The sequence below is a fragment of the Hymenobacter agri genome, assembly GCF_054778495.1.
In genome coordinates, this window is the sequence record NZ_BAAGZM010000819.1 from 1 (window position 1) to 1,529 (window position 1,529).

Sequence of the window (1,529 nt, forward strand, 5' to 3'; positions counted from 1 at the left end):
TGCCCCCGGCCCAGCGTCCCCGCCTGCAGCTGCACACCGGCCGCCTACCCGCCGAGCCCGAGCAGCTGGAGCTCACCGGCAACCGGGCGCTGCTGAGCCGCGCCCTCATCAACCTACTCGAAAACGCCCTGAAATACTCGGAGCCCCGGCCCGTGGCCATTCGCCTCGAATACGAGCCCGGCGGCGTGCGGCTGCAGATTCAGGACCAAGGCATTGGCATTGCTGAAGGTGATTTGCCGCAGGTGTTCCAGCCGTTTTTCCGGGCCGGCAATGCGCGGCCGCTGCTGGGCCACGGCGTGGGCCTGCAGCTGGCCCGCAAAATTATTGAGCAGCACGGCGGCACCCTGGAGCTGACCTCGGCGCTGGGCCACGGCACCACGGTGCTGGTGCGCCTGCCCACTGCGTAGCTACGTAGCGCGAACTTTCAGTTCGCGTTACCATTCTAATCAGATTCTAATGAGATGCCGGTAGCCTTGCAGCAGATTCACCATCTGCCGCACTCCTATGAAGCTACCAAACCTCCTCCGCCACTACCAGAATGCCCGGGCCTTCGCGGCCGCTCTGGGGCTGCTGACGGCCGCCGCCTGCACGCCCTCGGATGCCGATGCGCTGGACGAGCCCGCCCCCCAGGCAGTCGTACTTCAATCGAAAACCGCCCCCGAAGCCGCCGCGGAACCACTGGTGCTGAGCGGCGAGATTGCCGCCGATGCCAACCGTACGGCGCGGGTATTTCCGCGCGTGGGCGGGCAGGTGCTGCGCGTCGGGGTTGAGCTGGGCGACCAGGTGAAACAAGGCCAGGTGCTGGCCGTGCTGCAAAGCCCCGAAATTGCCGAGCTGCAAAACCAGCGCACCACCGGCACCGCCGACCTGGGTGTGGCCCGCAAGAACCTGGCAGTGGCCGAAGAGCTGTTTCAGAACGGCCTAGCGGCCGGGCAGGACGTTTATAAGGCCCGCGCCGAACTGGCCCGCGCCCAGGCGGCCGCCACCCGCAACCACCGCCAGCTCGATACTTACGGCATGGCCAGCGGCAGCCACTACGAGCTGAAAGCGCCCGTGGCGGGCTACGTTATTGAGAAAAACCTGGCGGCGGGCCTGCGCTTCAACGCCGCCAACGTGCCAGCGGCCTTCACCGTGGCCAACCTCGACAGTGTGTGGGTAATGGCCAACGTGTTCGAGGCGGACCTGAGCCAGGTGCACCGGGGCCAGCCGGTCGAAATCACCACCCTCAGCTACCCCGACCAGCCCTTGTACGGCCGCATCGACCAGGTTTTTCGGGTGCTCGACCACGAGAGCAAGGTGATGAAGGTGCGCTGCACGCTGCCCAACCCCGGCCACCTACTCAAGCCCGGCATGCACGCCCAGGTGCGTGTGCTGGCTTCTCCCACCAATTAAGCACGGCATGGCTATTCTTCTCATTGCGGCCGACAGCCCACGACGGGCGGGCCTGCAGCGTTTTCTGCAGCGGGCCGGCTACCTGGCTCATGCTGTTTCCAGCCTGGCGGCGGCCCGGCCCCGGCTGGCCGCGCGGC

General features: G+C 66.8%; 2 protein-coding genes. Both read left to right on the forward strand.

Going from position 1 to position 1,529, the window contains the following annotated elements; genetic code table 11:
• A partial coding sequence (locus ACYVDE_RS22465) for a sensor histidine kinase (protein ID WP_460503762.1) occupies nt 1–407 on the forward strand: 407 nt, incomplete at its 5' end.
• Nucleotides 408–504: 97 nt separating this feature from the next.
• Nucleotides 505–1,392, forward strand: a complete 888-nt coding sequence (locus ACYVDE_RS22470; RefSeq protein ID WP_460503763.1) for an efflux RND transporter periplasmic adaptor subunit — start codon at nt 505–507, stop codon at nt 1,390–1,392.
• Nucleotides 1,393–1,529: the final 137 nt, after the last annotated feature.

What these genes read in the sequence shown, in the direction of transcription:
- ACYVDE_RS22470 (WP_460503763.1), top strand. Translation starts at nt 505, where the DNA reads ATGAAGCTACCAAACCTCCTCCGCCACTACCAGAATGCCCGGGCCTTC.